This window comes from Stenotrophomonas sp. HMSC10F07 (assembly GCF_001807895.1).
GTDB lineage: Bacteria > Pseudomonadota > Gammaproteobacteria > Xanthomonadales > Xanthomonadaceae > Stenotrophomonas > Stenotrophomonas sepilia.
Genome location: NZ_KV791446.1, coordinates 67,210 through 87,585 on the forward strand (window position 1 = coordinate 67,210; position 20,376 = coordinate 87,585).

The 20,376-nt window shown below is 64.6% G+C and carries 26 protein-coding genes; 16 read left to right on the forward strand and 10 right to left on the reverse strand.

The window, feature by feature from the left end; translation table 11 throughout:
* The 8 genes from HMPREF3114_RS21550 to HMPREF3114_RS18225 all read right to left on the reverse strand — a co-directional run.
* Positions 1-216 (reverse strand): hypothetical protein (locus HMPREF3114_RS21550; RefSeq protein ID WP_256337656.1); only part of this gene is annotated, 216 nt, incomplete at its 3' end.
* 190 nt (positions 217-406) lie between these two features.
* Positions 407-1,132, reverse strand: a complete 726-nt coding sequence (gene nucC / locus HMPREF3114_RS18195) for a CBASS effector endonuclease NucC (RefSeq protein WP_070490265.1) — start codon at positions 1,130-1,132, stop codon at positions 407-409.
* Positions 1,133-1,168: 36 nt separating this feature from the next.
* Positions 1,169-2,071, reverse strand: coding sequence for a CBASS oligonucleotide cyclase (locus tag HMPREF3114_RS18200; RefSeq protein WP_070490267.1), 903 nt, complete (start codon positions 2,069-2,071; stop codon positions 1,169-1,171).
* Entirely contained in the window at positions 2,071-2,571 is a 501-nt protein-coding gene (cap7, locus tag HMPREF3114_RS18205) for a type III CBASS phage resistance system CD-NTase-associated protein Cap7 (RefSeq protein ID WP_021205714.1), read from the reverse strand. Before cap7 ends, HMPREF3114_RS18200 begins: the two co-directional genes overlap by 1 nt.
* On the reverse strand, positions 2,568-3,038 hold the full coding sequence (locus HMPREF3114_RS18210; RefSeq protein ID WP_070490269.1) for a hypothetical protein: 471 nt from the start codon (positions 3,036-3,038) through the stop codon (positions 2,568-2,570). Before HMPREF3114_RS18210 ends, cap7 begins: the two co-directional genes overlap by 4 nt.
* Positions 3,035-3,949, reverse strand: a complete 915-nt coding sequence (locus HMPREF3114_RS18215; RefSeq protein WP_070490271.1) for a CBASS system CD-NTase-associated protein Cap6 — start codon at positions 3,947-3,949, stop codon at positions 3,035-3,037. The genes HMPREF3114_RS18210 and HMPREF3114_RS18215 overlap by 4 nt, the downstream gene beginning before the upstream one ends.
* A gap of 17 nt (positions 3,950-3,966) precedes the next feature.
* Positions 3,967-4,542, reverse strand: a complete 576-nt coding sequence (locus HMPREF3114_RS18220) for a PIN domain-containing protein (protein ID WP_070490273.1) — start codon at positions 4,540-4,542, stop codon at positions 3,967-3,969.
* Positions 4,539-5,006, reverse strand: a complete 468-nt coding sequence (locus HMPREF3114_RS18225) for a helix-turn-helix domain-containing protein (RefSeq protein ID WP_043156233.1) — start codon at positions 5,004-5,006, stop codon at positions 4,539-4,541. Before HMPREF3114_RS18225 ends, HMPREF3114_RS18220 begins: the two co-directional genes overlap by 4 nt.
* 213 nt (positions 5,007-5,219) lie before the next feature.
* Here HMPREF3114_RS18225 and HMPREF3114_RS18230 point away from each other — a divergent pair, with 213 nt between their 5' ends.
* From HMPREF3114_RS18230 to HMPREF3114_RS18305, 16 genes are all read left to right on the forward strand, one after another.
* Positions 5,220-5,600: an integrative conjugative element protein, RAQPRD family gene (locus HMPREF3114_RS18230; protein WP_070490275.1), complete on the forward strand. Its 381-nt coding sequence runs from the start codon at positions 5,220-5,222 to the stop codon at positions 5,598-5,600.
* Positions 5,597-5,830, forward strand: a complete 234-nt coding sequence (locus tag HMPREF3114_RS18235) for a TIGR03758 family integrating conjugative element protein (RefSeq protein WP_003821106.1) — start codon at positions 5,597-5,599, stop codon at positions 5,828-5,830. The genes HMPREF3114_RS18230 and HMPREF3114_RS18235 overlap by 4 nt, the downstream gene beginning before the upstream one ends.
* 16 nt (positions 5,831-5,846) lie before the next feature.
* Positions 5,847-6,206, forward strand: coding sequence for a TIGR03745 family integrating conjugative element membrane protein (locus HMPREF3114_RS18240; RefSeq protein ID WP_070490282.1), 360 nt, complete (start codon positions 5,847-5,849; stop codon positions 6,204-6,206).
* Positions 6,207-6,218: 12 nt separating this feature from the next.
* Positions 6,219-6,629 carry a TIGR03750 family conjugal transfer protein gene (locus HMPREF3114_RS18245; protein ID WP_070490284.1) on the forward strand — a complete coding sequence of 137 codons (411 nt, stop codon included), beginning with the start codon at positions 6,219-6,221 and terminating at the stop codon, positions 6,627-6,629.
* On the forward strand, positions 6,626-7,318 hold the full coding sequence (locus HMPREF3114_RS18250; RefSeq protein ID WP_070490287.1) for a PFL_4703 family integrating conjugative element protein: 693 nt from the start codon (positions 6,626-6,628) through the stop codon (positions 7,316-7,318). Before HMPREF3114_RS18245 ends, HMPREF3114_RS18250 begins: the two co-directional genes overlap by 4 nt.
* Entirely contained in the window at positions 7,315-8,232 is a 918-nt protein-coding gene (locus HMPREF3114_RS18255) for a TIGR03749 family integrating conjugative element protein (RefSeq protein ID WP_070490289.1), read from the forward strand. The genes HMPREF3114_RS18250 and HMPREF3114_RS18255 overlap by 4 nt, the downstream gene beginning before the upstream one ends.
* Positions 8,222-9,640 carry a TIGR03752 family integrating conjugative element protein gene (locus HMPREF3114_RS18260; protein WP_070490290.1) on the forward strand — a complete coding sequence of 473 codons (1,419 nt, stop codon included), beginning with the start codon at positions 8,222-8,224 and terminating at the stop codon, positions 9,638-9,640. The genes HMPREF3114_RS18255 and HMPREF3114_RS18260 overlap by 11 nt, the downstream gene beginning before the upstream one ends.
* Positions 9,621-10,061: a TIGR03751 family conjugal transfer lipoprotein gene (locus tag HMPREF3114_RS18265; protein ID WP_070490291.1), complete on the forward strand. Its 441-nt coding sequence runs from the start codon at positions 9,621-9,623 to the stop codon at positions 10,059-10,061. Before HMPREF3114_RS18260 ends, HMPREF3114_RS18265 begins: the two co-directional genes overlap by 20 nt.
* On the forward strand, positions 10,061-12,940 hold the full coding sequence (locus tag HMPREF3114_RS18270; protein WP_070490293.1) for a conjugative transfer ATPase: 2,880 nt from the start codon (positions 10,061-10,063) through the stop codon (positions 12,938-12,940). The genes HMPREF3114_RS18265 and HMPREF3114_RS18270 overlap by 1 nt, the downstream gene beginning before the upstream one ends.
* Positions 12,941-12,953: 13 nt before the next feature.
* A complete protein-coding gene (locus HMPREF3114_RS18275) occupies positions 12,954-13,739 on the forward strand; it encodes a DsbA family protein (protein WP_070490295.1) in 786 nt (261 codons plus the stop codon).
* Between the two features lie 180 nt (positions 13,740-13,919).
* Entirely contained in the window at positions 13,920-14,414 is a 495-nt protein-coding gene (gene radC / locus HMPREF3114_RS18280) for a RadC family protein (protein ID WP_070490297.1), read from the forward strand.
* A 161-nt stretch (positions 14,415-14,575) separates the two neighbouring features.
* A complete protein-coding gene (locus HMPREF3114_RS18285) occupies positions 14,576-15,022 on the forward strand; it encodes a TIGR03757 family integrating conjugative element protein (protein WP_070490299.1) in 447 nt (148 codons plus the stop codon).
* Complete coding sequence (locus HMPREF3114_RS18290) at positions 15,019-15,966, forward strand: TIGR03756 family integrating conjugative element protein (protein ID WP_070490301.1); 948 nt, start codon at positions 15,019-15,021, stop codon at positions 15,964-15,966. The genes HMPREF3114_RS18285 and HMPREF3114_RS18290 overlap by 4 nt, the downstream gene beginning before the upstream one ends.
* 63 nt (positions 15,967-16,029) lie before the next feature.
* Positions 16,030-17,373 carry an integrating conjugative element protein gene (locus HMPREF3114_RS18295; RefSeq protein WP_083297608.1) on the forward strand — a complete coding sequence of 448 codons (1,344 nt, stop codon included), beginning with the start codon at positions 16,030-16,032 and terminating at the stop codon, positions 17,371-17,373.
* A complete protein-coding gene (locus tag HMPREF3114_RS18300; RefSeq protein ID WP_070490304.1) occupies positions 17,370-17,741 on the forward strand; it encodes a hypothetical protein in 372 nt (123 codons plus the stop codon). Before HMPREF3114_RS18295 ends, HMPREF3114_RS18300 begins: the two co-directional genes overlap by 4 nt.
* Positions 17,742-17,756: 15 nt before the next feature.
* The gene (locus tag HMPREF3114_RS18305) at positions 17,757-19,277 is read left to right on the forward strand and encodes a conjugal transfer protein TraG N-terminal domain-containing protein (RefSeq protein WP_070490306.1); all 1,521 of its coding nucleotides are present in this window, start codon (positions 17,757-17,759) and stop codon (positions 19,275-19,277) included.
* A gap of 11 nt (positions 19,278-19,288) precedes the next feature.
* Here HMPREF3114_RS18305 and HMPREF3114_RS18310 read toward each other — a convergent pair whose 3' ends face one another.
* Positions 19,289-19,654, reverse strand: coding sequence for a DUF3742 family protein (locus HMPREF3114_RS18310; protein ID WP_070490308.1), 366 nt, complete (start codon positions 19,652-19,654; stop codon positions 19,289-19,291).
* 46 nt (positions 19,655-19,700) lie between these two features.
* A complete protein-coding gene (locus tag HMPREF3114_RS18315; RefSeq protein WP_141750846.1) occupies positions 19,701-20,366 on the reverse strand; it encodes an RES family NAD+ phosphorylase in 666 nt (221 codons plus the stop codon).
* Positions 20,367-20,376: the final 10 nt, after the last annotated feature.

Here is a 20,376-nt window from a genome sequence, read left to right on the forward strand (position 1 = left end):
CCCCGCCTCTGCATCGAATGCGGCGGGCGTCTGCGCCAGATGCTCGACGGCCAGCGGTGCGAGGCGCGTGGATCGACCGCGTCGTGCAGCGCCTACCTCGGCAAGGGGGCGCAGGTGGTCGAGTACCAAGCGCGCGAGTCGGCGCACGTCGTCATGCACCTGTCGCTGGGCCAGGTGCGCCAGGAAACGGTGGTACTCCGAATGAATGCTTGCCATGCAGTCCCCTCTACACAGACAGACGCTCTGAGTCGCGTCTTGGTGTTGTTATCTGCCGTCTAAAACTCAGTCGCCTGATGATTGCGGCCTATATCTTCATGGCGTGCTGTCGTACAGCGCGCACGGTGGTCGATGATTAAGCAATCACCCTTCATAAATTACAGTCCGCCAACACCCACTGACCGCGCCGTCACTTCGTCAGCCACTGACCATAGGCTTCCACGTCGATCATGGGAACGGTTCCACTGAACTGGAGCTGGGCGATCAGCTTGAACAGAAACGCCGTGGCGGGCTTGTTTTCGTTGATGTAGCTGTAGTTTCCCGTGGCAGGTTCGTGAAAGAAGTGTCCATGGGCGGCGACGCAACCGACGTCAAGACGCCCCTCGGCCAACTCGGCTTTCAGTGCCTTATCCATCGAGGGTCCCAGGGCGGGACTCCATTCGCTCTCGAAGGTGAGCAGGCCGCCGAGTATCGGAATGAGCGGTTTGGCCGGATAAGTCCCACCGGCATGAGGGATAGGCAGGCTCGTGCGGTGCAACCTGCGCACGCTAGCCACCTTCTCCTGCGCATAAGCGACCAACGCGGCATCAGCGGTTTGCTTGGCCTCGAACACGGCATACACGCTTTCGGCAGGGATGATCGTCTCGTTCTCATAGGTGAAGATGAACGGCGAATACTGCCGATCAAAGACGACGACGTCGATCTGCTGGCTGAAGTTTCCCAAGCTGTCCACCACGTGCGCCTTGGCCGCTTGGTATCGTTTGGGAAGATACGTGTCCAGCATGCTGATCCAGACGTTTTCACTGGCATCGCCTTTCGTGCCCGGATGCGCGAAGCTCTTGCGCACCACGGACAGGCGCTGCTGGATATCTTCATGCAACGACGACAGCAGTTGGGAAAGCGACCATTGAGACATGCTATACCTCGATTGGATGGTGGGAGAACCGGGAACTCAGGACAATGGAAACTTCGGTCCAAAAAGCGTGCGCCAGGCACGAAGCGCTTCAAGGTTACGTCCCCGCCGGCTATGGTCGATGGCAACTGCTGCGTCACGACTTGCTTGGGCCAGCAATTCCTGCGCTCGCTGCTTGCGTGCGGCGTCCATGTCGTTGCTGATCGCCGGACCCAGACCTGCAGGATCGGGCCACTCGTCGTGGACGCGGTCTGCGAGCGTGGCGAAGAACGACTGGATCTCGCGATCGAACGAGCCTCCCCAGCCACCGTAGAGGCATTCCAGTGCCATGACCTCAATGAGGAAAGATGGCTTTACCGGCTTGTCAGTACCGTGCTTGGGATTGTTGTTCCAGTACTTCACCATGCGCACGAGACCCTTCCACTCGTTCCCGTAGGCCTGATGCGCCGCCGTTGCTTTCTCCTTGTGGATTTCAGGATCCGTCTTGATCCATTTTCCGGAAGCCGAGTCGGGGATCTCATATTCGCTTCCCGTGTCGAATGCCGGCACGGCATCCACACTGACCACGCGGTAGTCAGTATTGTCTTCAGCGTCGATGTGCACGCCGAAGTCAACGTTGATCGAACGTGCCTGCTTGCGGACGGCAGCAGCACCGTACTTTTCGACCAACGCCGCATGAAAGTCATCCAGCACGACAGACGCGGCCTTGCCGTGATAGTGCTTCTCCGAATCCGTCAGCACGAAGAAGATGTCGATGTCTTTCAGAGGCTTGGTCTTTGTGTACCGCGCATAGGAGCCAGTCAAGAAGCTGCGGGCAATCCCGAACTTGGTCTGCAGGTAGTCCCGCACTTCATTCTGGCGCTGCGAGGCGTTCTTCTGTTCGCGCTCGTTAAGTTCAAGGCGCGATTTGAACTTCCGGAAAGCTTCATCGATCGATAGCATCAGCGCTGCCTCCAATATCCGGCCTGCCCCGCCAGGCCACTGTGTTCGACGGTCGAGCCGAGGCTCTGCTTGACCATCCCATCGGTTGACCGATAGCTACCCTTGCTCCAGCCGTCCACATCTGGACGTTCTGGCTTCGTGTCGAGCAAGAGCTTGTACTTGGCCTGCGAAGGCAGCAGTCCAGCCTTTTTGATCGCGTATTTCAATTGTTCGGTATCCGTCCAGAAGCTGCCGTCTCCATCCGACCAGCCGTACACGATGTCAATGTCCCATCGAGTGACTAGCTTGTCTGTCGCTGGGTCGTATACCTCCAGGATGACTTTTCGCAGATCGCCAGTTCCGAGCCAGGTCTTGATCGCGCGCGTGTTGCTCTCCCATCGATCGGCGAAGAACTCGGGATCCAGACCACTGAGCCGGATGATGTCCTTGAGGCTCTTGAGGATGTTGTCCGTCACATACGTGACCGAATGCGTGTACGAGTAGGTGGCGACGGTACTCATGACTTGAGGAACCCTCCAAGGTCGAGCGAAAGCGCCTGTGCACTGGCGGACCGTTCGTCGGTGGCGATGCCCTGGGTCATGTCCCTCGCAGTGATGCGTGTGCTGTGCTTTTTCAAAGACGCCTGAACCCAGGTGAGTTCGTCCTTGGGGCACGGCAGAGACACCGCCCAGTCGCCCTTCAGCGGCTCGAAACCCAGCGCGTCTTCGCTGGCATCGCTACCATCGATGGCATCCTCGTCGAAAAGGCAGTAGATGCGGGTTCGTGGCCCGTCACAGGTCGCCACGATGGGCGCACCCTTGGGGGCCTGATCGGTGATCAGGCTGGCCGCTACTCCTGCTACCGCTTTGAGTTCCTTGCGAGCGGCACTCTCTTTACCCTGTGTGAGCAGCTCAACAATAGCGTCCCAGGTCTGCAACGCATCGCGATGCGGGCTGCTTCGGAACGTTCGACTGACGACAGTGGTCATCGTTGCTTTCCTCCTTGAAGACGCGCTTGCTTGGCTTGGCCGATCGCACTGCGCAGATGATCGATCGACAACTTGTTGGGATCGATTGCCACTTGGGGATCTGCGGCAAGCGCGTTTGCTACCACCTTTCGGATGGCGCGGCCGTCCAGCCCCACGCATTCGCCGGCGCAAGCGTCGAACTGGGCCCCCGAGGCAATTTTGCCGATGTGCGAAAAGGTTTTGGCCAGCCCCTTCAAACACTCAATGAGTATCTGCTTGCATGCCTGTTTGCCCGGCAACGGCACCTCCATCACCATGTCGCAACGAGACATGAAGGCGCTGTCGACCGCTTGCGGGAAATTACTAGTGGCCACGAACAACAGATGCGGGTGTTGTTCGGCAAGGATGTCCAACTGAACCAACACCGCGTCTGTCGCACGATGAACGTCGACGGGATTGGCCTCCAGGCTGAGCTTCGATCGGTCCGCTGCAAGAGTCTCAACTTCGTCGAGCAGCACGATGGTAGGTCCCACCGCGGCAGCTTCGGCGATAGATTGCGAGAAGAGTTCGGCCACTGCGCGCTGTGTCTTGCCCATCGCAGAACTGGTCAGCGTATGAGGATCGACTTCAAGCAAACGAAAATTCCCCGAAGGGAACGATTCCGCCACACGGTGCGCCAGGCCGCGCGCCAATGATGTCTTACCCGTTCCCGGTGGTCCCACCAGCAGAATCACACCATGCAGCGGCAACACCGTGCGCTCCACCCTGGGTCGTACCGTGAAGTTGACGATCGCCTGAGAGAGCAGTTGCCTCTTGCGCGCCTCGTCCATCACGATGGAATCCCACAGCGCACCCAGCGGGGCGTCCGGCAGCTTCCAGCTTCGGTGGATGCCTTTCGGCAGGGATACATCCGTCGGGGGATTCTTGGTCATCCGTGTGTCTCAACAGGTCAGAGGATAGTGCGGTAGCCGACAAGCACCTTGGTGGTCTGGACCAGGCCTTGGCGCAGCAAGATATCGAGATAACGATCGACGTCGATCGTCGGGTTCCTCAGTTGGGCGCGCTGGCGCTGTGCGGCCGAGACGACTGCAGCCGCATCCAGATCCAGCAAGTTGTCCACGAACTCATCTGGATGCTGCGATTCGACGCCGTAGGGCGCCAGCAGCTCATTCGGGAAATCTCGCTGGCTGAATGTCACGATCACACTCGCCCCACAGCGAATGGCGGCGGCCAGCACGTGGCGGTCGTCCGGATCTGGCAAGGTCAGACCGGCCGCGAGCGATTCGTACCCTTCTACCAATCCATCGGGAATGGCACGATCCATCAGGTCAGACGTTCGGTCGACTTGGGCCTTGGTGAGATCGGGCCGATTGATAAGCAGGTTGCGTTTCCACTCCTCGTGAATGGTTTGGCTCCAGCGCGCTCGGAACCGACCGGACAGCCCCAGCCACATCAGGAAGTCCCGCAGCGGAGCGGGATAGAGAACGCATGCGTCGTAGACGGCCGTGAAGGGGGAATGCCTCATTCGTACCCCATTCCCAACTCTTGCGACTGCTGTGTGAGTTCAGCCATCGCCTGCTCGCTGGCGCGCTCACGCGCCTCCTTGTACTGCATCAGGTCGGCAAACCTCACCCGGCGGTGCTTGCCGGTCCGATGAAACGCCAACACCCCATCTTCGAGTAGTTTGACGAAATGCGGGCGGGACACGTTGAGCAGGTCCGCGGCCTCCTGTGTTGTCAGCTCGGCATGGACAGGCACCACCTTGACAGCATTGCCGTCGGCCAGTTCGGCCAAGATGTCCACCAACAAACGCAAAGCCGAGGTCGGCAGCTCGACTTGGTGCGCCTGCTTCTGGTCATCGAAAATCTGGATGTGCTGAGTTTCAAACTGCGTCGCGAGGTAGGCAGCCAAGGCGCGTTGCCCCTGCACGGCTGCCTTCACCTCACCCTCGGCGGGCAGAGTCATCTTGGATTGGGCAGTAACGGTCATGGGTATCTCCTGGGCGAAAACGGGTTGCGAGCCGTATCTTAGTCGAAATAAACGAAAAGCGCAATAAACGAAACGGGGCGCTGATCCCGACTATTCGGCCGCCGTCATTCGCCTCCGCTTCAATAGGGGAACGAGCCAGTTCGGATTGTTTGCGGCCTGAAACACCGCTGTTCTCCAAGATCTGGCCATTGCTGATCACACAGGAATGGCGCGATGTTGGCTCCGATCTGGCAGCGCGCCGCGCATCGCGGCGTGCCCATTTTTCTCGTGACGGCCCTGCTGCTGGGTCAGTCCCCGATGGCGTTGGCCGAGTCCCCCGCACAGCGCCAGGAGCTGGTCGCCGCGCTGCGCCAACTCGACGCGCTGGAGCGCACCGTCGCCGACAGCGCCGCGCGTGCCCCCATCCAGCCGGGCGAGCGCTACCACTTCGATTACCCGCGGTTGCTGGCTGACCTGGCGCGCGTGCGCGCCGGCATCCAGGCCCATCTCACACCGTCGCGTGCCCAGCCGCGCGACCCCTCCGAACTGGCCGGCGACTACCGCACCGAGCGGTCCGCTTCGCCTTCGCCGACGACTACGGAAGCCAAGCAATGAACGGCGCCCAGGTCTCGGCATTTCAAGCCAACAGCGGCATCGCGCCTTCGGCGATGGCGACCGTCCTGGTCGGCGCCGTGTTCGCGGTCCTGCTCGTGTGGGGAGTCTGGGCCATCCGAACGGCCTACGTGGGGTGGTCCGAGAGCCGCCTCAACCAGCGCCAGTTCCTCGGCGTCTGCATCCGCTTTGTCGCGATGTACCTCGTCCTGAGCTTCTTTCTTCTCTCCTGAACCGAAAGGCACCACCATGCAAAACCGCATCCTCACTTCCCGTCTTGACCAGCGCGCCGCTGTGGCACTGGGCGCCGCCGCGCTGCCCGCACTATCGTTCGCGCAAGGCTTGCCGCAGTTGGAAAACCCGACCCGCGGCACCGGCAACGGCATCATGGAAACGATCAGGAACTACGGCTACGACATCATCATGCTCGTGGCGCTCCTGGTCGTGGCGTCGATGTTCATCGGCGTCTGCTACCACGCCTACGGCACCTACGCGGAAATCCACACCGGCCGCAAGACCTGGGGCCAGTTCGGCCTCACCGTCGCGATCGGTGCCGTGCTGCTCGTGATCGGCATCTGGCTGCTCACCGAAGCCACCGGCATCCTGTAAGGCGAGGCCGGTATGTCCGAGCAGCAGCACGTCCGTGCGGACGGGACGGTCACGTTTCTTCCGCACCGGCTCAACCGCCATCCCGTTGTCGTGCGGGGCCTGACCGCCGACGAGCTGTGGATCTGCTGCGGCCTGTCCGGCGCCGCCGGCCTGCTGGTCGGCGCGCCGCTGTCCTGGGTGTTCCGCACGATCGCCATCGCGCCGACGTTCGTCGTCCTGGGCGTGGCCCTGGGCGTCTTCATCGGCGGCGGCATCCTGCGCCGCCTCAAGCGCGGGCGCCCCGACACCCGGCTGTACCGGCAACTGCAATGGCGCATCGCCACGCGCCATCCGCTGATGGCGGGCTGGGTGGGCGGCCACGTGCTGATCTCGCGCTCCGGCTTCTGGTCCACCCGAAGGTCTGCCGCAAGGGGGGCACGATGAGCCGCTTCAAGAACGAGATCACCCACCTGCAGGCGCACATCAAGACGCTTCGCCTGGGTGCTGGCGCGCTGGTCATCGTCGCCCTGGTCATGGGCGGCGGCTGGTGGAGCGCGCCGCGCGACCTGACCATCCACGTCCCGCCCGACCTGCGCTCCGGCAGTACCCGAAAGTGGTGGGACGTGCCGCCCGAATCGGTCTATGCGTTCACGTTCTACGTGTTCCAGACCCTGAACCGCTGGCCGACGAACGGCGAAGAGGACTACCCGCGCAACCTCCACACGCTCTCGCCGTACCTCACCCCGTCCTGCCAGGCCTTCCTGCGCGCGGACTACGACTACCGCCGCAGCACGGGCGAGCTGCGCCAGCGCGTGCGCGGCATCTACGAAATCCCCGGCCGCGGCTACGGCGACGACCCCACGGCGCGCGTGCGCGTGGTCTCCGACCGCGACTGGGTGGTGACGCTCGACATCACCGCCGACGAGTACTACGGCGCCGAGCAGGTCAAGCGCGCTCTCGTGCGCTACCCGGTGAAGGTCACGCGGGTGGACGTCGATCCCGCCCGCAACCCGTTCGGTCTGGCGCTGGACTGCTACGACGGTGCGCCCCAGCGCATCAGCGCCCCGGAGGCGACGCGCCCGGCGCCTGGCGGCCTGTCTCCGCAAGCGCCCCAAGGAGGAAACACCCCATGAAGCATCCTGTACTCGTGCTGCTGGGGCTGCTGGCCGGGGCCGCGGCACCCGTCTCCCATGCTGTGGAGATTCTGCGCTGGGAACGCATGCCGCTCGCGGTGCCGCTGAAGGTGGGCCAGGAGCGCATCGTGTTCATCGACCGGAACGTCCGCGTGGGCGTGCCCGCAGGCGTCGGCGAACGCCTACGCGTGCAGAGCGCGGGTGGTGCGGTATACCTGCGCGCCAGCGAGCCGATCGAGCCCACGCGGCTGCAACTGCAGGATGCCGACACGGGTGCGCTGATCCTGCTCGATATCGCGGCCGAACCGGCCAAGGACGGCGAAGCCGAGTTGGAGCCGGTGCGCATTGTCGAGGGCAGCAGCACCCCGGCGCGCTACGGCGATCAGGCAGGCGGTGCCGATGAGGCCCCCGCACGCGCCCAGGGTCAAGCAGGTACGCGGGCAGCGCGGCACGAAACTCCGGTGCCGGTCGTCCTGACGCGCTTCGCCGCGCAGAACCTCTACGCGCCGCTGCGCACCGTGGAGCCGCTGCCGGGCGTCATGCGGGTGAACCTGCGTCGTGACCTCGATCTCAGCACGCTGACGCCGACGCTGCCCGTGCGCGCGGTCGCGCTCGCGTCGTGGCGCCTGGAAGATCAGTGGGTCACTGCCGTGCGCCTGACCAACACCGGCGCGGAATGGATCGCGCTTGACCCGCGTGTGCTGCAAGGCGACTTCCTCACCGCTACCTTCCAGCACGAAGCGCTCGGCCCCCGCGGGACGCCCGAGGACACGACCGTCCTGTACTTGGTGACGCGCGGGCGCGGCCTCGCGCAGTCACTGCTGCCGACGATCCACCGCTTTGGCCCGGCTGCGCATCTGCCACAGCCGGAAGCGGAAGCCGACGATGGCAAGGAGGCCCGCCATGCGCAGTAACGGCTTGCTCAAGTGGCTGATGATTCCGGTCGCCTTGCTGGTGTTGTTCGTTGCCATCCGGCTGTTCTCCGGGGGAAGCACGTCGGCACCGCCCGCCGCGGATGCCGGCTCCAAGCTCACGCCCGAGGAAATGAAGGCGTTGGGCATCGAAGGCGATACCCCGCGCGATACCGTGGCAACGCTCGTCGCCCAGGTGAAGCAGTTGCGCACCGAGCTTCAGACCGCGCTGACCGACAACAAGTCGCAACGCGAGGAAAACCAGCGGCTGCGCCAGCGCGAGAACTCCATCGATCAGCGCATCAATTCGGCCCTCGAATCCGAGCGCTCCAACCTGCGCCGCGACCAAGAACAGGCGGCCAGCGCGCGCCAGCAGACCGAGGGGCTGCTCGCCGACCTGCAGCGGCGCCTGGACAGCATCGGCGGGCGCGGAGGCGGTCACGCTGATCTGCCGGTGGGCCTGGGGCTGCGCGACGGCGACGAGGCCGGCATGGAAGGCGGCATGCGCTGGGTCGAACCGGACGACGCGAAGAAGGCCGAGGGCCGCAATGGCAGTCGTGGCACGGGCAGCGGCATGAGCTTCCCGACGAGCTTCGGCCCCGCGCAAAGCACGCTGGAAACCACCGCGGAAACCGTGGCGACCGCCGGCGCGCGTGCGGCAGGCGTCAAGAGCGCCAAGCCGGTCTATACGGTGCCGACCAACTCGACGCTGATGGGCTCCGTGGCGATGACGGCGCTGATCGGTCGCGTGCCGATCGACGGGACGGTGAATGATCCGTACCCCTTCAAGGTGCTGGTCGGGCCGGACAATCTCACGGCCAACGGGATTGATATTCCCGACGTGGCCGGCGCCGTGTTCAGCGGAACCGCATCGGGTGACTGGACGCTCTCGTGCGTGCGCGGTCAGGTGCGCAGCATCACCTTCGTCTTCAACGACGGCACGATCCGCACCATCCCCGAAGACCGCGAAGGCAACCAGCAGAACAACCAGCAGCGCGACGGCCTGGGCTGGATCAGCGACCCGCACGGCATTCCCTGCGTCAGCGGCGAACGGCGCAGCAACGCCCAGCAGTACCTCGGCTCGCAGGCCCTGATCACGGCGGCCGGTGCCGGCGTGGCCTCGCTCATCGAGAGCGACAGCGGCCGCATGTCCTACGTCGGCTCGGACGGCGCCATCGGCACCGTGGGCATCAGCGGCCAGGAAGCGGTCGGCCAGATTCTCGCGGGCGGCGTCCGGGACATGTCGGCCTGGGTCAACAAGCTCTACGGCCAGGCCTTCGCCGCCGTCTATGTGCAGCCCGGCGCCAAGGTCGCCGTCCACCTCGAAAAACCGCTCGCCATCGATCACGACCCCGAAGGCCGGCGCGTCGATCACCGTGCAGGAGAAAGCCATGCGCTCGAACTCGATTAAAGGCCTCGTGCTGGCAGCGGCCGTCGCCGTGCTCGGCGGCTGCGCCACCAGCAAGGAAGAGCTGCTGACCCATAGCGACCGCACCATGATGGACATCTGGCAGCAGGAAACAGGTGGCGGCGGCGGTGGCACCGGCCAGGTCGCGCGCCGGCAGTTGCTCGACGCACGCCAGAGCCTGCGCCGGCCGCTGACCGACGCCGACGTACAGGCCGCGCCCGCCGAGCAGATGCGCTACACGCGCACCGCACGCAACGAGGTCCATCGCCAGTTCCACCGGCTGCCGAATCCCGACCTGGTGATGTACGTGTACCCGCACCTGGCGGGCACCGACCCCGTTCCCGTGCCGGGCTACACGACGGTCTTCCCGCTGTACCAGCGCGTGCAGTACGCGATGCCCGGTGAACGGCTGGAGGACTACTGATGCGCTGGAAGCTCCCTTGGCCAAAGCTAACTGCACCCGGCGCTGGCGGTGACGAACAGCCAGACGGCTGGCGGCGTCACGTCGAGGCCTTGCGTCAGGCCGGCGTCCCCGAACCCGGCGCGGCGGTCCAGGGCCGCAGGCCGGCGACCGTGGCCGACGAGCAGGCGCTGTACGACGTCGCGCCGTCGTTCGCGGAACTGCTGCCTTGGGTGGAGTTCCTGCCGCAGTCGAAGTCCATGCTGCTGGAGGATGGGCAGTCGGTCGCTGCCTTCTATGAGCTGGTGCCGCTGGGCACCGAGGGCCGGGAACCCGGATGGCTTGCGCATGCCCGCGATGCCTTGGAGAACGCGCTCCAGGACTCGTTCGACGAGTTGGACGAAAACCCGTGGGTGCTCCAGCTCTATGCCCAGGACGAACCCAGCTTCGACCAGTACATGGAGAACCTGCGCGACTACGTGCAGCCGCGCGCCCGCGGCACTGCGTTCACCGAGTTCTACCTCCGCTTCTTCGGCCACCACCTGCGCGCAGTCGCCAAGCCGGGCGGCCTGTTCGAAGACACCGTGGTCACGCGGCTGCGCTGGCGCGGCCAGACGCGGCGGGTGCGCATGGTGATCTATCGCCGTTCCACCGGGCAGGCAAGCCGCCGCAGCCAGACGCCCGAGCAGATGCTGAACATCGTCTGCGACCGCCTGTGCGGCGGGCTGGCGAACGCAGGCATCCAGGCACGGCGCATGGCCGCGGCCGACGTCCACGACTGGCTGCTGCGCTGGTTCAATCCGCGCCCCGCGATGCTCGGGCCTGGCGCCGAGGATCGGGAGCGCTTCTACGCGCTGGCGCGCTACCCCGACGAGACCGAGGACGGCGAGATCGAACTGGCGAGCGGTCAGGATTTCAGCCAGCGGTTGTTCTTCGGCCAGCCACGCTCCGACGTGGAGCGTGGCACCTGGTACTTCGATGGCATGCCGCACCGCGTGCTGATCACCGACCGGCTGCGCATGCCGCCCGGCACCGGACACCTGACCGGCGAGACCCGCAAAGGGGATGCCATCAACACGCTGTTCGACCAGATGCCGGAAGACACCTTGCTTTGTCTCACGATGGTCGCCACGCCGCAGGATGTCCTGGAAGCGGATCTCAACCACCTGGCGAAGAAGGCCGTGGGCGAGACGCTGGCGTCGGAGCAGACGCTCAAGGACGTGCAGGAAGCCCGCTCCCTGATTGGCAGCGCACACAAGCTCTACCGCGGATCGCTGGCGTTCTACCTGCGCGGACGCGACGAAGCTGAACTGGACCGGCGCGGCCTGGACCTGGCGAACGTGATGCTAAACGCCGGCTTGCAGCCGGTGCGCGAGGACGACGAGGTGGCGCCGCTCAACAGCTACTTGCGCTGGCTGCCATGCTGCTACAACCCCGGCCAGGACCGGCGCAAGTGGTACACCCAACTGATGTTCGCGCAGCACATCGCGAACGTGTCGCCGGTGTGGGGCCGCGCCCAGGGTACGGGGCACCCCGGCATCACGATGTTCAACCGTGGTGGCGGCCCGATTACGTTTGACCCCTTGAACAGGTTGGACCGGCAGATGAACGCCCACCTGTTTCTGTTCGGCCCTACGGGCTCGGGGAAGTCCGCGACGCTCAACAACCTCTTGAACCAAATCACGGCGATATACCGCCCGCGGCTGTTCATCGTGGAGGCCGGCAACAGCTTCGGCCTGTTCAGCGATTTCGCCAAACGCCTGGGCCTGAGCGTGAACCGGGTCAAGCTGGCCCCCGGCTCGGGCATCAGCCTCGCGCCGTTCGCCGATGCGCGCCGGCTGATCGAAACGCCGAGCGACGTGCAGACGCTCGATGCCGAAGCGCTGGACGAAGACCTACCGCCGGATGCCTCAGCCATGGAGGCGGGCGAGCAGCGCGACGTGCTCGGCGAATTGGAGATCACGGCGCGGCTGATGATCACGGGCGGCGAGGACAAGGAAGAAGCCCGGATGACGCGGGCCGACCGCTCGTTGATCCGGCAGTGCATCCTCGACGCCGCCGAGCACTGCCACGGCGGAGGTGGTAGCGAGAAGCGCACCGTTCTCACGCGCGACGTGCGCAACGCGCTGCGCACCCGCGGCCAGGACCCGACACTGCCCGAGATGCGGCGCGTGCGGCTGCTGGAGATGGCGGACGCAATGGACATGTTCTGCCAAGGCACGGACGGCGAGATGTTCGACCGGGACGGCACACCGTGGCCCGAGGCGGACATCACCCTGGTGGATCTGGCGACCTACGCACGCGAGGGTTACAACGCGCAGCTCTCCATCGCCTACATCAGCTTGATCAGTACGGTGAACAACATCGCGGAGCGCGACCAATACCTGGGGCGCCCGATCATCAACGTGACCGACGAAGGTCACGTGATCACCAAGAACCCACTGCTCGCTCCCTACGTGGTCAAGATCACAAAAATGTGGCGCAAGCTAGGGGCCTGGTTCTGGCTGGCTACGCAAAATATCGACGACCTGCCGCGCGCGGCCGAGCCCATGCTCAACATGATTGAGTGGTGGGTCTGCCTGTCGATGCCCCCCGATGAGGTGGAGAAGATCGCCAGGTTCCGCGAGCTCTCGCCCGCGCAGAAGGCGCTGATGCTGTCGGCCCGCAAGGAGGCGGGCAAGTTCACCGAGGGCGTCATCCTCTCCAAGAGCATGGAAGTGCTGTTCCGCGCCGTGCCGCCGAGCCTGTACCTCGCTCTTGCGCAGACCGAACCCGAAGAGAAGGCCGAGCGCTACCAACTCATGCAGCAGTACGGCTGCAACGAGCTGGAAGCGGCCTTCAAGGTGGCCGAGAGGATCGACCAGGCGCGCGGCATCGAGTCGCCGGCCCTGGAACTGTCGTAAGCCGGAGAACGCCATGGAGCAGAAACGTCCTTCCATTCCGATGCAAGTCCAGACATTCCGCCGTCGCCGCTGGCGGCCTCGCTGGCCTTGGGCCTTGGCCGCTGCGCTGGTCTCGCTGCTGCTGATTTGGCTGGTATCCCGGTCGCCCGGCGAATCCCCGTCGCAGTCGCCCGCGCCGGTCAACATGACGCAGCCCTCAGGGCCGCCCTGGCAGATGGGCAACCCGGAGGGCCGCTTCACGCTGACGTTCTATGCCGACCTGGAATGCCCGTTCTGCCGGGAGTACTTCCCGCAGCTCAAGCGCTGGGTCGGCAACAACACCGACGTGGCGCTGCAATGGCACCACCAGCCGCTGGCCGCGCACGAGCCAGCCGCGTCGACCGAGGCTCGTCTGGCCGAGTGCGCCGCCGAAGCTGGTGGGCATGCTGCGTTCTGGCAAGCCGTCGAATGGGTCTATGCCCATACGCAAAGCGACGGCCAAGGGTTGCCGGACGGGCTGCAGTACCCCGAATCCACGCCAGCCATCGAACAGTGCATGACAAGCGAACGTCCCGGTGCCGCCATTCGCGCACAGGCGGCGGAAGCCACCAAAAGCGGGGTCACCGCCACGCCGTCGCTGCGGCTGCTCGATCGCCAGACAGGCCAGGCCATCCTGCTGCAGGGGCCGATCGAGGGCGATGCCTTGCTGTCTGCCATGGACATGCTGGCGGCCGAGGACTGGGCCAGCGACGCGGCGGCCACACCCGCCACCACCACATCCGAAATGCCTGCCGACGTTGTCGGCGACATGCCCAGGTAGCCATCGGTCTTGGAGGCTACGGCGCGGCTTGCCGCGCTGACCGCTACCCGTTCGCCTCGCATCCTGGCTGCGAACAATCACCGCTGCGCGGTGGTGGACGCACCTTGATCCGCTGTTTCATCCCCAGGAGGGCTTGCCCTCCCAGGGTGGTGTCCTCCGTTCACATTCTGGAGGTTCGCCATGTCTCTCGTCGTTAACGACTCCTGCGTGGAGCAACGTTTTGCCCCCGCGTCCCAATCCGATGACTGGATCATCCGGCAAGCCATCGCATTGCTGGAGCAGCGAGTTTTTAAGAAGGGGGCGTCCCTGGATCAGCCTGCGGCCGTCAAGGACTACCTGCGCCTGAAACTGACCGCCGAACCCAATGAAATCTTCGCCATTGTGTTCCTCAATAGCAGGCACGAGGTGCTGGCCTACGAGCCGATGTTCAAAGGCACGGTCCATTCGACCACGGTACACGCACGGCCGATCGTGCAGCGTGCCTTGGAGTTGAACGCTGCTGCGGTGATTCTTTCGCACCAGCACCCTTCGGGCTGCACAGAGCCATCGAGCGCGGACCGCGCGATGACCCAAACGCTGAAGGCCGCGTTGGCGCTGATCGACGTGAGGGTACTGGATCACCTCATCGTCGGCCACGGCACGCCGTACTCGTTCGCGGAATCCGGCCTGCTGTAGCGACGGCATCGGCTCCCTGATCCATGCGGAGGCTTCGGCCTCCGCTTTTTTATGGGCGCGAGACAAGCAGGTATGCGGGCAGCGCGCGATGCGCATTGTTTGTTGGTGTCGCATCGGCTTCACGTTTGACTACGGCTCTGATCAACTTCAAGGCATGCGACATGCCAGCATCTCTTTCCAGGTTCTCGGCGGGCTGGCGAACCCTCGGCCTGGCCGTGGCGCTTCCGGCAGCCCTGGCCGTTTTCAGCCCGGCCACCTTCGCCGCCGACGTGGTGGTCGTCACCGACAGCCGCCACCCTGTCAAGACCATGGGCGGCGAGCTGCTGATTGAACTGGACGAAGCCCACAGGATTGAAGCGGAGCTTTCCGCGGGACTGCCCACCGACCCCGAACAGGCGACGGCCATCGTCAAGCGCCGGCTGAATGGCGGCGGTGCCGATCTGCAGCGACGCATCGCTTCCGCATACCAAGGCGTTACCGACGCATGGAGCCTCGGCATCACCAGCCTCCCGGCCGTGGTGGTGGACAGGCGCTATGTGGTCTATGGCGAGCCGGATGTGGCTCGCGCTGTCGCGCGCATCGAGCAGCACCGGAGGACCCAGCCGTGACCCGACCATTCGACATGATGCGCCGCGTGCGCGCTGGCGTGGCTTCGTTGCTGCTGCTCAGCGCCACGGGCAGCTACGCCCTCAATACAGCGACCATCATCGGCTCGGTGGCATCGCCCGATTGCCTCGAATACCGCGTCGTCGGCATCTGCTACTGGCTCTACTGCACATGGACGGGCTGCACCGTGCGCACGTCCACCAAAGTGCGCCACTACATTCCCGACGCGGTGGTGTCGTCGTACTCGAATACCGGCGAAAACCCCTGGGTCGAAGTCCGGGCAATGAGCACGCCCAATCCGTCCGCCCAGGCGGGCGGCGACGGCACGACGAACGAGGACCACGAAAACAACCTCGCCAAATTCAAGAACGCGGACGTCATCGGCCACCCCGGCGCCGAGGTGTTCAACCAGTTCGTCTCGTCGTCGGGCTACTTCTGCGAGGGCGCGGGCACGGCATTCATGCCGTACTTGCTCAGCACCTTGGACACGCTGGCCTGGCGCTACAACGTGCCCGAGATGGCTTACCCGGAAGCGCTGATTCCGGGCCGGCGCGAAGTCGGCGCACGCACCACTATGAACTTCTGGGGCAACGTGTATCCCCGCGGCGGCTTCCTGCACCAGACCGACGACTTCAAGGCAGGCGCCGTGGTAGCACAGCGTGCAGGGGATGTGGTCACTCGCCGGGGGCAAATCCACGTCTATCATCCGTTGCTTGCCGACTCCCGCGACGGTTACTGGCCGGCCGGCGCGCTGATGGAAGGCGATGCCTCGACCGGCAAGTGGCAAGAGCTCACGCCCGCCTTGTCCACGTCCTGCACGGTCTTCCCGCGCAGCGGCTTGCTGACCCAGGCGCAGCAAGGCGACTACGCATGGGCGCTGTGGCGGCCGTATGCCTGCTGCGAACGCCGGGGCCAGGTTTTTCTGGGCAGCGTTGATTTCTTCTGAGGTGGTGCCATGACGTTCCGTCCAGCATTCAATCGGTTCTCCCGCCAGGCACGTCGCACGGAGATGGTTCTGGCGCTGGCCGGCGCGCTCGCGCTGGGCAGCGGCGTCGCCCGGGGGCAAATGGGGTACCAGACCAGCGGCAGCGTCATCGGCGATGACGTCATGTACTCGATCGGCGGCGGCAACGCCGTGTCGATGGGACGTGCGGCTGGCATGCGCTCTATCGGTGTCGGCGTGGGTTGGAACAGCAACTTGATTTGCGGTGACATGAACATCCAGACCACGTTGAAGAATCAACTCAACGGCATCACGAATGGTTTTCAGCAGATCATGAGTACCGTCATTCAGAGCGCCACGAGCGCCGTGGCGTCTCTTCCCGCGCTGATCATCCAGCGGGCCGACCCTGGCCTGTACAACCTGCTCACCAATGGCGTTCTGCAGGCACGGCTGGATTTCGACCGCAGCAAGCTGACGTGTCGTGCCATGGCAGAGAAGATGGCCGAAACCGCGGGCGGCCAGCTCGGCTGGAGCCAGATGGCCGAAGGCCTGGCGCTGCGCGATGCCGTGTCGAGCACGGATGCGGTTTCGGCCATCGAGCAGGCCGAGGCGCGCCGGGGCAATAACGGCGTGCCGTGGGTCGGCGGCGGCAATGCGGGTGGTACCGGTCAGTCCGCGATCAAGATCGTCAGCGACGTGACTCGCGCTGGTTACAACCTGGTCAACGGTCGCGGTGTGGCCGATACCTCGCCGATCGCCCCGTCCAGTTGCAGTAGTCTCTCTTGCCAGACTTGGACCTCGCCGCAAGCTGCCATCGAGTGGGCCACGCGCGTGCTCGGAGAGAGAGAACAGCGCACTTGCGATGCCTGTACCAAGACCGAGACGACGCCTGGCGTCGGGCTCACGCCGCTGATCCAGGAAGAGTACGACGTCAAGCTGCAGGCACTTCAGGATCTCGTCTCCAAGGCGAAGAACACGACGCCCGAAAACCTGCGCCAGGCAGGTAGCGCGTCGCTGCCCATCACGCGCGGCGTGATTGAGGCGCTGCGCGACGAGCCCGACCAGCACCTGCTGTCGCAGCGCCTGGCGTCCGAGGTCGCGCTGGCGTCCGTGCTGGAGAAAGCGCTGCTGCTGCAGCGCACGCTGCTCACGGGTAAGAAGGAGCCCAACGTCGCCGCGAACGAGCTCGCCGTGGAGGCGGTGAACCACGAGAGCGACACGCTCGACCGTGAGATTCGCAACCTCAAGACCGAACTGGAGCTGCGACGCGAGCTGGCGAACAACTCGCCTATGGCGATCATCCAGCGCCACGGCGCGCGCGCGGCCGGCTCGCGCGGCATCTACGAGGGCGATCCTGTGCCGGACCGTCTCGACAAGCTCCAGAAGGGCAATCCGGGGAGTCGGCCATGAGCCCGGCGCGCATGGCCTGGCGGCCCCTGCGTTGGTTGTTCAGCCGGCGCGCGGCGAAGACGCTGCTTTGGCTGGTGCTGATCGTTGCCGCCGCCGTGGGGGCGAACGTCGCGGGCATCTACCTGGTCGGCAGCGTTGCAGGCTGGGAACGGTGGCTGGCGGCCTCCGCAGGGTATTTCTTCATCTGGCGGCTGTGCGTGTACGCGGCAACGGCCTATGGATGGTTCTGGATGCGCCGCCGGGTGCTGGCCCGCGAAGACCAAAGCGGGACAGATGGGCAGGCGCGGCGCCGGCTGATCCGCACCGAGATCGCCGGCGTGGTCGCCATCGTCGCGCTGGAAACCAGCCTGTTGATGCAGGCCGCTTGAGGGGAGATCGGGGCCATGAAGCTCTTCACGACCGACTATCTGGAGTACTACCTCACCCTCGTGTCCTGGATCGTAAACAACGGCATCTGGGCCGTGCTGGTGTCCAGTGGGGTGTTTGCGCTGCCTTTCGTCGCCATCGTCGTGCAGGAGTGGCTGAAGGCGCGTGCGGAAGGCGCCGACGAAGGCAACAAGGGGGTGCTTTCGGCCGCGCGCATCGAGAACCGGGTCTTCGTCGCCATCGTGGTGGTGATGTTCGCCGGCATTCCGTTCATCGACGTGGACCTCAGCACGATCCAGTACGACAGCTCCCGCTCGACGCAGTGCCAGGTCAGCGCTGCGCAGCCCAAGGAAACTGGCTGGTCGCAGTCCTTTAGCACCATTAACAACCAGTCGGCGAAGGTGCCGGTCTGGTGGGCCTTCATGCACGCGCTCGCGCGCGCCGTCACGAGCGCCTCAGTAGCGGCGATCCCGTGCGGTACGGACCTGCGGCAGATGAGGATGGAAATCGACGCGACCCGTATTGACGACCCGGTACTCGCTCAAGAGGTCGCGGACTTTTCTCGGGATTGCTATGGGCCTGCGCGGGCCAAATTGTTCATGCAGCGCCCAGATCTCGATGAGAAGCAGATGCACGATGTGACCTGGATCGGCTCGCGTTTTTTCACGGACACGGGCGGCTACTACGACAGCTACCGCTCCAGCACGGCGCGCGAGGCATGGCCCTATGACGACACCCGCGATGCAGGCCTCGCGCAGGTTGCCAATGGTGGCGGCTATCCGACCTGCAGGCAGTGGTGGTCAGACGGCAGCAACGGACTGCGCGCGCGGCTGCTGGGGCAAGTGGACCCGACCCTGCTGAATCGCCTGGCGGGCTGGGCCGGGTTCCTCAGCCGGGCCGAGGTGGACGATTCGGTGATCCGCGCCATCGCGTCACCGCGGCAGCAGAAACTGAACCAGGGCAGCGTCTATACGGACTACGGCGGCCAGATCGACAAGACCCTGCCGAACATCGTGACGCGCGCCACGGGCGACGTCGGGATGGCAGTCGGCGCGATTGCCGCGTTTCCTGCCATGGATGTCGTGCGCCAATCCCTGCCCATGATCCTCGCCTTACTGAAGATGGCGCTGGTCATCTGCATCCCGCTCGTGCTGGTTGTGGGCACCTACGACCTGAAGACGGTCGTCACCGTCAGCGTCGTGCAGTTCGCGCTGTTCTTCACGGACTTCTGGTTCCAGCTCGCACGCTGGATCGATTCAACGATTCTGGACGCGCTTTATGGCTGGGGCTTTGGCTGGAATCGGCCGCACACCAACTTTGACCCGCTGGTAGGGTTGAACAACGCCTTCGGCGACATGCTCCTGATGTTCGTCATGGGCACGATGTTCCTGGTTCTGCCGGGATTCTGGCTGGCGAGCCTTACCTGGGTTGGGATTCGGGCCGGGCACGTCATCCAGGGGCTTTCCGATGGCAGCAAGAGCGCCGGCCAAGCTGGCGGCAAGGGTGCCGGGGCGCTCACCGGAGGAAAGCTGAAATAACGCGAGGCCGGTCAGTCGTCGGTGTACAACTCGTGCGACGTGTCGTTGTACAGGTTGGGATCGTAGCCCGGCGTCTTGCGCAGCTCGGTGAGGTCGGTGAAAGGCCACTCGTCCTCATCCGAAGTATTGGCAGCAGCAGCCCATCCCGCCGCCGCAACGCCCAGCAGCACGAGTGCGAACCAAAACGCAACGTAGAGCAGCACCCCCAGTACAGCCAGCTTGGCTACCCATACGAGCGCAGTAGCGCCAACTCGCGGCATGCCCTTGGACACCAACCAGTTCGACGCCCGCCGTTCGCCGCGCACATAGGCACGCCATCCGCGGCCAAAGGCGCGGCCGAGGCGTTGTGCAGTGCTGGTTCGGGTCATTGCGCTCATCGTCGTCTCCTGCTGTTCAGGATTGCCTATTCCAGTTTGCTCCAATTCATTCGGTTTGAGGCCTCAATGCGCTTTCCTGTTGCTTCAGGACGCTTCGTCCTCCGGCTCCACCGGGATCGGGTTCCACGCCGATGCGGTAGGTGGCAACGAACCGCGGCCAGTCCACATGATTAGCCAGGTCGATGTCGTCGACAACGCTGATCTTCGTTCCCGCCCGCTCGAACAGGGCGATGCTTTTGGCGGGATAGTTGTTGCGCGAGGGGTAGAACACCCCGTCGAACAATGGCTGGCCATCGTTTCCGAGCATCGCATGCACCCGGGCGGACACCTGCTGCGTGTGCGTGTAGTCGCGGCTGGCCAACTGCTCCAGATTCAGGTCGAAGTAGCCCGCCATGACGTCCGGCGCCGTGAGATCGGCCAGAAGCACGTCGTCCATTACGCCTACTGCGCGCACCATCCGGGCTTGGACTTCTTTCAGCGTGATCGAGCGTTGCGTGTCCGCAAGCCACTGGTGCTTGTGAAACACCGACTCCATCAGCGCCGTGGGCAGGTCACGTCCCAAGTAGAGCACGCCGTAGGCTCCCGGCGGGTCATCGTAGCGATTCGTGCTGCTGCGGCCATAGTACAGCGGGCTGCCCCGATAGATGACGCGGCTCACATGCTGGAGCAGTTCACCGGCATCAATCAGGAACGTGGGCAGCCCGTGGCTCATGGCGATCTCG

Bases quoted from the DNA above. Each gene is read 5' to 3' on its own strand.
- nucC (WP_070490265.1), bottom strand. From the start codon at position 1,132: ATGTCTCAATGGTCGCTTTCCCAACTGCTGTCGTCGTTGCATGAAGAT.
- HMPREF3114_RS18200 (WP_070490267.1), bottom strand. From the start codon at position 2,071: ATGCTATCGATCGATGAAGCTTTCCGGAAGTTCAAATCGCGCCTTGAA.
- cap7 (WP_021205714.1), bottom strand. From the start codon at position 2,571: ATGAGTACCGTCGCCACCTACTCGTACACGCATTCGGTCACGTATGTG.
- HMPREF3114_RS18210 (WP_070490269.1), bottom strand. From the start codon at position 3,038: ATGACCACTGTCGTCAGTCGAACGTTCCGAAGCAGCCCGCATCGCGAT.
- HMPREF3114_RS18215 (WP_070490271.1), bottom strand. From the start codon at position 3,949: ATGACCAAGAATCCCCCGACGGATGTATCCCTGCCGAAAGGCATCCAC.
- HMPREF3114_RS18220 (WP_070490273.1), bottom strand. From the start codon at position 4,542: ATGAGGCATTCCCCCTTCACGGCCGTCTACGACGCATGCGTTCTCTAT.
- HMPREF3114_RS18225 (WP_043156233.1), bottom strand. From the start codon at position 5,006: ATGACCGTTACTGCCCAATCCAAGATGACTCTGCCCGCCGAGGGTGAG.
- HMPREF3114_RS18230 (WP_070490275.1), top strand. From the start codon at position 5,220: ATGTTGGCTCCGATCTGGCAGCGCGCCGCGCATCGCGGCGTGCCCATT.
- HMPREF3114_RS18235 (WP_003821106.1), top strand. From the start codon at position 5,597: ATGAACGGCGCCCAGGTCTCGGCATTTCAAGCCAACAGCGGCATCGCG.
- HMPREF3114_RS18240 (WP_070490282.1), top strand. From the start codon at position 5,847: ATGCAAAACCGCATCCTCACTTCCCGTCTTGACCAGCGCGCCGCTGTG.
- HMPREF3114_RS18245 (WP_070490284.1), top strand. From the start codon at position 6,219: ATGTCCGAGCAGCAGCACGTCCGTGCGGACGGGACGGTCACGTTTCTT.
- HMPREF3114_RS18250 (WP_070490287.1), top strand. From the start codon at position 6,626: ATGAGCCGCTTCAAGAACGAGATCACCCACCTGCAGGCGCACATCAAG.
- HMPREF3114_RS18255 (WP_070490289.1), top strand. From the start codon at position 7,315: ATGAAGCATCCTGTACTCGTGCTGCTGGGGCTGCTGGCCGGGGCCGCG.
- HMPREF3114_RS18260 (WP_070490290.1), top strand. From the start codon at position 8,222: ATGCGCAGTAACGGCTTGCTCAAGTGGCTGATGATTCCGGTCGCCTTG.
- HMPREF3114_RS18265 (WP_070490291.1), top strand. From the start codon at position 9,621: ATGCGCTCGAACTCGATTAAAGGCCTCGTGCTGGCAGCGGCCGTCGCC.
- HMPREF3114_RS18270 (WP_070490293.1), top strand. From the start codon at position 10,061: ATGCGCTGGAAGCTCCCTTGGCCAAAGCTAACTGCACCCGGCGCTGGC.
- HMPREF3114_RS18275 (WP_070490295.1), top strand. From the start codon at position 12,954: ATGGAGCAGAAACGTCCTTCCATTCCGATGCAAGTCCAGACATTCCGC.
- radC (WP_070490297.1), top strand. From the start codon at position 13,920: ATGTCTCTCGTCGTTAACGACTCCTGCGTGGAGCAACGTTTTGCCCCC.
- HMPREF3114_RS18285 (WP_070490299.1), top strand. From the start codon at position 14,576: ATGCCAGCATCTCTTTCCAGGTTCTCGGCGGGCTGGCGAACCCTCGGC.
- HMPREF3114_RS18295 (WP_083297608.1), top strand. From the start codon at position 16,030: ATGGTTCTGGCGCTGGCCGGCGCGCTCGCGCTGGGCAGCGGCGTCGCC.
- HMPREF3114_RS18300 (WP_070490304.1), top strand. From the start codon at position 17,370: ATGAGCCCGGCGCGCATGGCCTGGCGGCCCCTGCGTTGGTTGTTCAGC.
- HMPREF3114_RS18305 (WP_070490306.1), top strand. From the start codon at position 17,757: ATGAAGCTCTTCACGACCGACTATCTGGAGTACTACCTCACCCTCGTG.
- HMPREF3114_RS18310 (WP_070490308.1), bottom strand. From the start codon at position 19,654: ATGAGCGCAATGACCCGAACCAGCACTGCACAACGCCTCGGCCGCGCC.
- HMPREF3114_RS18315 (WP_141750846.1), bottom strand. From the start codon at position 20,366: ATGAGCCACGGGCTGCCCACGTTCCTGATTGATGCCGGTGAACTGCTC.